Origin of the sequence: Frankia tisae (genome assembly GCF_025403405.1) — a bacterium.
GTDB classification, from domain to species: domain Bacteria; phylum Actinomycetota; class Actinomycetes; order Frankiales; family Frankiaceae; genus Frankia; species Frankia tisai.
Window position 1 is genome coordinate 1 of sequence record NZ_JANEZT010000297.1, and the last position, 8,652, is coordinate 8,652.

At 67.5% G+C, this 8,652-nt stretch carries 6 protein-coding genes; 1 reads left to right on the forward strand and 5 read right to left on the reverse strand.

Annotated features, from left to right (window positions below):
• Nucleotides 1-714: 714 nt before the first annotated feature.
• Nucleotides 715-2,229, reverse strand: a complete 1,515-nt coding sequence (locus tag NBZ85_RS23195) for an ATP-binding protein (RefSeq protein ID WP_261559230.1) — start codon at nt 2,227-2,229, stop codon at nt 715-717.
• Between the two features lie 1,171 nt (nt 2,230-3,400).
• Nucleotides 3,401-4,654 (reverse strand): IS4 family transposase, encoded by a 1,254-nt coding sequence (locus tag NBZ85_RS23200; RefSeq protein ID WP_261560730.1) that lies wholly within the window; start codon nt 4,652-4,654, stop codon nt 3,401-3,403.
• A 442-nt stretch (nt 4,655-5,096) separates the two neighbouring features.
• On the opposite strand from NBZ85_RS23200, the gene NBZ85_RS23205 reads away from it, so the two are divergent.
• Nucleotides 5,097-5,945, forward strand: coding sequence for a COG4705 family protein (locus NBZ85_RS23205; protein ID WP_261560346.1), 849 nt, complete (start codon nt 5,097-5,099; stop codon nt 5,943-5,945).
• A gap of 55 nt (nt 5,946-6,000) precedes the next feature.
• Here NBZ85_RS23205 and NBZ85_RS23210 read toward each other — a convergent pair whose 3' ends face one another.
• The 3 genes from NBZ85_RS23210 to NBZ85_RS23220 all read right to left on the reverse strand — a co-directional run.
• Nucleotides 6,001-7,290: a sensor histidine kinase gene (locus NBZ85_RS23210; RefSeq protein ID WP_261560348.1), complete on the reverse strand. Its 1,290-nt coding sequence runs from the start codon at nt 7,288-7,290 to the stop codon at nt 6,001-6,003.
• A 29-nt stretch (nt 7,291-7,319) separates the two neighbouring features.
• Nucleotides 7,320-7,982 carry a response regulator transcription factor gene (locus NBZ85_RS23215; protein ID WP_261560349.1) on the reverse strand — a complete coding sequence of 221 codons (663 nt, stop codon included), beginning with the start codon at nt 7,980-7,982 and terminating at the stop codon, nt 7,320-7,322.
• 122 nt (nt 7,983-8,104) lie between these two features.
• Nucleotides 8,105-8,652 (reverse strand): Dyp-type peroxidase (locus tag NBZ85_RS23220; RefSeq protein ID WP_261562582.1); only part of this gene is annotated, 548 nt, incomplete at its 5' end.

The window sequence follows — 8,652 nt, forward strand, 5'->3', positions numbered from 1 at the left end:
CCATCCTCCCGCTTCGAGGAGGCCATGTCCGCCATGGTCAACGTCACTGGTCCTGAAGATCCCGTCTCGCCCTACGCTACCGAGGTCTCGATGATCCTCATGTCTCACGGGAGTCTGACAGACAGGGGAGCGCGGGACAGTCGGGGGCGTCGGTGGCGATGAAGGTACGGGTGGGCAGGTACGCCTACCTGTGGGAGGGCGCCGAGCCGCTCGTTCCGGGCGACCGCGTGCTCCTGCCCGAGAACTGGCTCAGTCGTACGATCCACGGCGCCGGGCCCTTCGAGGACACCGTGACCGCCGTCGGAAGCGACTACGACGGGCCGATGTCGCGGGTCATTGCCAAGATCGGGGCGTGTCATGACGGCTGCGGAGGCGGGGCTCTCCCAGCCACGGCTCAGCCACAGCCAGCCGGAAACGATCGGACTGGACCGGACACCGCCGGACCTCACCCCGGCAGAGCCCGAACCGCCGCTCGGACCCGAACTGGAACTCTGACCAGCGAAAATGCCCCCTGATCAGGCTCGGGCGAGGTGGCGGCTGATGACCAGGCGCTGGATCTGGTTGGTTCCTTCGAAGATTTGCATGCGCTTCGTCCCTGAGGATCAATATTTGCTGTGAGCTGGGGCGATGCGTCGCAACCCGGCGGAGTCATTTCGCGTAGCCACGTCCTGTCCACGGCACGGAGTTCGCGACGTAGCTGAGCCTCGTGGCGCGTCAGGCTCGCAGGAGGGTGACGGTGCGGCCGGCGGGGCTGGTGATGGTGGTGGTGACGGTTCTCTCGGCGATGGGTGGGGCTTCGGATCGGGTGTCGAAGATGACGAGGATTCCGTGGTCGAGCCCGAGCCGGTCGAGGTAGCCATCGAGCTGGGCTAGGCCGCGGTGGAGCGGGTCGGCTTCGCCTGTTCGGCGGACCTTGAGTTCGAAGGCCTCGCGCTGCCAGCGGCGCCTGCCGTTCGGCGTCGTGTGCGGCCAGCGGACGAGCAGGTCGATACGGCCGCGGCCGATGCCGTACTCGCGTTCGACGTAGCCGCCGCCGTTGACGACGCGCTGGAGGAAGCCCATGAGGACGAGCTGGGGGGCGGCTTCGGGATAGCGGCGGCCAGAGGCGAGGATCTCGCCGTTCTCGACCCAGAACCGGGTGAACTCGTCGAGCATCGTCGCGGTGTCGAACCGGCCGTCAGGCAGGACGAAGGAGCGGGGGTCGGCGAACACGACGGCCTCGACGCCGTCGGTCAGAACCCGGGCGACGACCTCACGGTAGATCGGGTTGGCGATCCGCACCGGGTTGAGGGGGGCGATCAGACCGAGGTCGCGGACGTAGGCCAAGTCGTCGTCGTAGGCGTCGAGGTTGACCAGGGTACCGGCGAGCACCGGTTCCAGTACTCGCCGGACGCGGGGTTCGGCGAGTTTGGCGGCAAGGGAGTCGAGATGGGTGGCCCGGGCCAGGATCAGTCGTTCCTTGGCCTGTTCCACATGCTCGACAGTGATTGTCTCCGGGATCGGTATCTTGATCTCTTCGACGATCTCGCGGGCGAGGGCGTTGACGAGCCAGGGCTGGCCGGCGGTCAGCTCGATCGCCCGCTGTACCGCCTCCTCGGTGAAGTCCTGTCCGGTGTCGTCCGTGTACTGGCTGTACAGGCTTCGCACCTCCTCCGGCGTGAAGTCCCCAAGCCGCAGCGACTTCAGCTTGATGTTGAAGGGGCTCGCCGACCCCAGCCGGGTCGGGTCCCCGCCCGAGGCGGCCTTATATTCGCGGACATCTCGCAGGCCGCAGAGCGCGACCGAGGCGGGGAACGACTCCGGTCGCTCGCTGAACCCGGCCCGGAGTTGGCGCAGCACGCTGATCAGGCTCTGTCCGCGTAGCGCGTCGATTTCGTCGAAGAACAGCACCAGCGGTTGCGGACACGTCCTCGCCCACGCCGAGAGCGCACGTCTGAGTGGGTTTTCCGCGGACAGGTCCGGCCATGGGGGCGGGCGGAGGCTCTCGGGCAACGTCGCGTCGGCCCGGTCACGGATCTCCTGCAGGATGCTCCGCTCGGCCGCGCGGTAGTCGTCGCCCGCGGCCTCGCCGAACTCGCAGGAGAAGTACAACGCGGCGTACCGGCCGGACGCGGTCAGCTCGGCTGCCAGCGCCCGCAGTGCCGTTGTCTTGCCCGTCTGTCTCGGGGCGTGCACCACGAAGTAGCCGTCCTGGGCAACCAGGCCAGGCGCCTGCGGCAGCCGTGACAACGCCGGAACCATGTAGTGGAAGTCAGGGCGGCACGGACCTGCCGTGTTGAATCGCCGCACCACCGGACATCCCCTCCGCCGCCTCCGGATCAGTCCTGTCACGCCCACCCTACGGCTCGCCGACCACGACCCGAGCCCGCAGAGCCATGCAGAGACCACTCCCTACCTGAGGGCAGAATCTCGTACTACTGGCGGGTCCGGGCAGGCCCTCGCCGGTGTCCCGGTCGTCCATACCCACGTCCTCGATCTGGCGACCTGGGCTTACCGTGACGGTCGGTCCTCTCGCCTGGAGGTACCGGGTTCGGAGCCGCAGCCGGGCCGGACGAGGTGACGCTGGACGCCTCATCTGATGATCTTCCTGGGCTTGGGGTCGACTGATGTGTCCCGTTGGATCCGGGCAGTCGTCAGCCGTCGTCAGGTCAAAACACTGTTAGGAAGACCAGCACTCGATGGCTATCGGATGCATGCGTGTTGTCCAGCTCGACAGTCGGTCTACCGGCGTCCGAATCCCCGTCCTCTGCCCTCCAGTAGCGGCCCTGCTCGTCGGACATAAAAGTAGCGAACTGTTCGTTCATCACGCTACTCGCGGTGAAATTATCTGCTTGATGAAGAAGGCTCGTGATCTGTTCGGACCGATAGATAGGCCGGACGGGCTGCTCTCGAAGTAATCTTTCTACCCTGTCTGCAAGAATGCGGGGAAGGCGGATCGCCTGTGGCCACTCGTGACGGCTACCTCCCGCAAGATCTTTCCAGAGGTCTTGCCATGGTATCAACTCCGGGGTATAGGAATTACGTGAGCCACCCCATATCGCAGATGTGTACGAGGTGAACCGGACCAGTTGCCTTGTGCTGTTTCTCGGGGGCGCGGGATCGTCTGCCTTCACCTTCAGCACCTTGGCGACATCTGTGGCCGTGATGGCGAACAACCAGTTCCCAAACCATAGCTTGCCACCGCGCCTGGACCCTAGATCCAATGCCGTTGAATTAGGCGACTCGCGAAAGTTTGATTGCTGGCGGTCCGGTGTGGCGGGTGGTGGTGTGCGTGTCGCGTTTGACGAGGTAACTGTTGTGGCGGGCTCGTTTGACGACGCGTGGGCAGGTGCGGTGGCGGACGGGGTTTTTCCTGCGCCGGATGTCGCGGTGGACGCGGGTGGTGGTTTTCGCGTGTTGCTCAGGGGGAAAAATCCGCCGGCCCGGTGATCTGGCGGCGGATGACACGGAGGGCTCGTAGGAACGAGAGCCGGTCGGGGTCGGCGTCGGCTTCTTCGGCGGCGTCGGTCATGACTTTCCGGATCGCGTAGTGGGTGAGCAGCATTGCCCAGGCCTCCTGGCGGACCATCTCCGGGGTTTTCGAGCGGAGTATCCCGCCGGGACCGCGCAGCGTTGTTTTCACCTCGCCGATACCGGTTTCCTCTTGCCATCGCTCGTGGTAGGCGGCGGCGAGGAGAGGGGCGGGAATGTCGGCGGGGTCGAGGACGGTGGTGATCAGGCAGATGGTCTCGTTCGCGCCGTCGCGGTCGAGGATCTCGTACTCGACGACCCGGACGGCCATGGCTTCGTCGGGGTCGAGGTCGCCGCCGCGGCGGGCGGTTTCGACGAGCGTCCGCCGCCGGGTGAGGGACAGGCCCTTGGCGAGGACCACCGATCGGTAGGAGCCGTCGTCGAACGCTTCGAGGACGGGCAGGACCAGGTTCGCCTTGACGCGCCAGAGCAGGTCGGCGCCGGTTTCGGCGGCGGTGCGCCACAGGTCGTGGCCGTAGAAATTACGGTCCGCTATGAGGAGCATTCCTGGTTCGAGTCGGGACAGGACCGGTCGGGCGAGCGTGGTCTCGGCTTCGCGGCATCCGCCGACCGCGGCGCCGAGGAACGCTCGGCTCCCGCACTCCACCAGCCCGAGAACCTGGATTTTCGGGTATGCGCCAGCTTTCGGGCCGTCGCCGAGTTTCCCGAACTCGTCCCGGTTGGCTGGGGTGTCGGGGACATCGAGGCTGAACCCGTCGATGGCCATCAGTCGTCGTCCAGCGAGGAAAGCCCCGGTCAGGCCGGGATGCGCGATCGGGGTGGCGGCCCGCTCGTACAGCATCCGCAGCGGCTCTTCCCCGAGGCGTTTACGGGCGTGGGTGACACCGCTCGTGGTCGGGATCTCCCAGTCCCGCCACGACCTGAAGGCCCGCAGTCCGGCGACGAGTTTTTCGATGACCTCCTCGTAGTCGTCATCGAAGAACAGGCACATCGCCAGCGTGTAATAGACCATCACCCGGGCGGGTAGTTTCCGGGTCCGTTTCTCGACGCGACCCGTCTCGGCCAGAACCTCGTCCACCAGGTCATGGTGGACCGTGCTCGTGAGCACCCCGAGGGAAATATGATCCGTCAACCGGCCCAGCGGCGTTTCGCCGTTCCCGCCGGTCTTGTTCGCGCCCGTCACTGCTGAATTCTACCGCGGGTACGATGCGCCGCTTTCAAGGGCACCACGCACCTACAAGATCCACTTCAGATCGTGATCTTGTAGGTGCTACTTCTTAATTCAACGGCATTGCTCCTGGAGGTCGTATGCGGGATATTTCATGCCCGAGGAGTGGCACGTTCGACGGGCGTGGGCTTCCACTTCCGCTCGCTGCTGCCGGTGCTCATGCGGCCGAACGGTAGGCGCGCCACCATGCGAAACCAGACGCGTACCCTCGGGACATCCGGATCGGCCCGGACACCTGTGCTGGGCGTTCGAATGCATATCAGGCGTTCCGGTCAAGCTGCTCCGATGGGGCCAGCGAGCTCGTCGGTGGTAAGGTTTTCGTCAGGTTGGCGGCGGCATTCTCGGCGACGTGAGCCTACCTACCTCAGCTATGACCGCGCGGGCCCCGAACCGGCCGATGTTCAACAAGGTACCGGAGATCACTCTCTACTTCTGGGCCATCAAGATCCTCTGCACGACGGTGGGAGAGAGCGCCGCCGACTACCTCGACAGCACACTGGGATTTGGGCTCGGCAACACGACGATCGTGATGTCCGTCCTGCTCGTCGCCTCGCTGGTGGCGCAGTTTCGGCTACGCCGTTACATCCCGGGCGTGTATTGGACCACGGTCGTCCTCATCAGCGTCGTCGGTACACTGATCACTGACAACCTGACGGATGGCCTGGGCGTCAGCCTCATCGTCAGCACGGTCGTCTTCGCCCTGCTGCTTGCGATGACGTTTGTCGCGTGGCACCGGATAGAAGGCACCTTGTCGATCCATACCATCGTCACCAGGCGCCGCGAGACGTTCTACTGGCTGACGGTGCTGTTCACCTTTGCGCTCGGCACCGCCGCGGGCGACCTGCTGACGGATCGGCTGGGACTTGGCCTGCTCACCGCGGTCGTCATCTTCGCCGTCGTGATCGCGGTCGTGTACATCGCGTACCGGTGGATCAGGCTGGGTCCGGTCCTGTCGTTCTGGATGGCTTACGTGCTCACCCGCCCGCTGGGCGGCTCGACGGGCGACTACCTCAGCGGCGCCACCGACGAGGGCGGTGCGGGGCTCGGCACCCTGGCCACGAGCCTGCTGTTCCTCGCCGCGATCGTGGCCACGGTGGTCTACCTGACCGTGACGAAGAGCGACCGCACGGAGCTCCTGCGGACCGGTTCGCCCGGCGCGGCTACCGACCATGAGGGTGGTGCCGTCCCCGCCGCGGGTGCGGTCGGAGAACGGGGTACGGACGGCTCCGCCGTCCTGGACCACTGACGGCACGTGTGCGCCGAGCAGCCGTCGTCGTCGGCGGCTGTCCCGGCGGCGGTGATCAGGTGTCGGGCAACACGGGGAGCGTCACGACCACGCGGCCTCCCGGCCCGGGGAGGACCAGGATGTCACCGCCGGCGAGCCGAGCCAGCCGGCGCGCGAGCGGGAGGCCGAGGCCCGCGCCGTCGCCGGTCGAGGCGGCGCCCCGATATCCGGGTTCGAAGACCGCGTCCACCTCGTCGGGAGTGAACCCCGTGCCGTCATCCGTGATGGTCACCCGAGTGGCATCCGTCCTGGCCGCGGCAGGCTCGGCCTGGTCAATCCGGAGGGTGACGGCCGACCGGGCGTGGCGCAGTGCGTTGTCGACGACGGGGGCGAGGATCCGCTCGGCCAGGGCCGGTTCGCACAGCGCCGGCCGGGCGGCACCGTGCAGGCTCATCCGCACCCGAGGATGTTCCGCGGTGGCGGTCCGCCTGAGCCGCGCCGCGACCTCGGTGAGATCCGCACCTTCCATCGTGGCGGTGCCGCCGGGCGCCTTCAGGAGGGTCTCGATGACCCCTGTGAGCTGGTCGACCTCCGTGAGGACTCCCTCGAGGGCCGCCCGCAGCGACTCGGCCAGGGTGTCGTACCGGGCGCTCGCCTCGGCACCGGTGCGCATCCGGGCCAGCGGCGTCTTGAGTTCGTGAGCGATCTGTGAGGTGACCAGGGCCTCGTGCCGCAGACTCGCCGCCAGCCGGGTGAGCAGGCCGTCCAGGGTCGCGGCGAGGCCCGTGATCTCGTCGTGCGGTGGCCCCAGGCCGAACCGCTGGTCCGGATCGTGCGCGCCCCAGTCACGAGCGCGCGCCGTCATCTCGGCCACGGGACGAAGGGCCGAGCCGACGACCCGACGCACCAGAACGGCCGCTCCGATCAGGATCACGACGTCAAGCACGATCGCGGCGCCGACGGCCAGCCGCTCGCTGTGCACGTAGGGCGCCAGACTGAGGGCCACCACCACCGTGCCCACGTGTCGAGAGCCATCCTGGACCGGCAACGACCGCAGCTCAACCTGACCGATCACCCGCGTTGCGGGTCCGGACGACGCGAGCGCCGCCGCCGCTGTGTCCAGGGACCGATCCACGGGCGGGCGCACCACCGGCGATGCCCCGGGGTCAAAAAGCCACATGTTCGGCTCGATGGCCTCGTCCCCCGGTGTCTCCTCGAGCACGAGCCGGCCGGCGTCGACGGCGACCAGCGCCGCCGCCGATCGGGCATGCGACGCCAGCAGGACGTCGGCGTCGTGGCGTAGCCAGCCACGCAGCAGCAGCCAGAAAGTCGCGGTGAGCAACGCGACCGCGACTCCGATGGCCACAACCGTGACCAGTGTCAGTCGTCGGCGCATCAGTCGAGCCGGTAGCCGATACCACGCGCGGTCGCGATCGACGGATCGCCGGCGACGTCACGCAGCGTGCGCCGCAGTCGTGCGACATAGCTGTCCAGGGTGTTCTCCCGTACCACCGAACCTGGCGGCCACGCACTGGAGATCAACGACGCTCGTCGCACCACCTGGCCGCGCCGGCTGACCAGGGCCGCGAGAAGCCGGTACTCGGTCGGCGACAGGGGCCGCGTGCCGCCCGGGCCGGCGACGACGTGCCGGACCGGATCGAGGACGAACGCGGTCGTGGTGGCGCCGGGCGCCCGGCGTATCAGTACGTCCAGGCGCGCGAGCAGCTCGTCGATCGCGAACGGCTTGGTCAGGTAGTCGTCGGCGCCGGCACCGAAGCCGAGCACCTTGTCGGCGACCGAGCTTCGTGCGGACAGCAGCAGCGCCGGTGCCGCGACGCCATGGCTACGCAGCGCGCCCAGTAGGTCCCGTCCGTCAGTGTCGGGCAGCGCGATGTCGAGGATCAACACGTCGGGAGAGACGGAAGCGGCCGCGCGCCGCAGGGCATCGCTCCCCGTCGCCGCGGACCACGCCACGTCGAATCCCTCGAGGCGCAGCACCCGCACGATCATCGCGCACAGCGTCTCGTCGTCGTCGACGACCGCGACGGTTCCGCGCATCAGCCGCTCAACGCCTCTGCTGGCCCGATCGCGAAGGAAGGGGTGGCCGGGGCGAAACGTGCGCCGATGATGTCACGTCCCACGATCACCTCCGCGCGCATCGCCGCCGGCGCCTCACGCTACTACGCCTGTTCGAAGAGGCGTTGGCCCCAGTACTGGCCGGGTCGGACGCCGGATGGACAGGCGAACGGTCCGCTGCCGACATGTTGGATGTATTCGTTGAGGGCGTCGTTGGACTTACCGGCGAGTGAGGTTTGTATTGTGACGAACTGGGTGCGTGGGTCGCGCTGGTAGGCGATGAAAAACAGCCCGGCGTCGAGGCGACCGAGGCTGTCGGTGCCATCGGTGAAGGAGTAGCCACGGCGAAGCAGCACGGCGCCGTTGTTGTGCGAGGAGTGGGCGAGCCGTACGTGGGCCGTGGAGTCGATGAGCAGCTCGCCGTCGGAGCCTTTCGCGGTGAGGTCCAGCGGGTCGAACTCGTCGTTTCGACCGGGCGGAGAGCCACTCCCTTTACCGCGACCGATGACGCGTTCCTGTTCGGTCTGGGGGTCGTCGGCGCAGGACTGCACGCACAGGTCGCCGCCGCTGACGGCCGGGTCGAGCGCGTCGCCGGTGAAGGCAGGCAGGTCCGCGAGCTGTGGTGGCGGCGCCGGGGGAGTGGGCGCTGTCC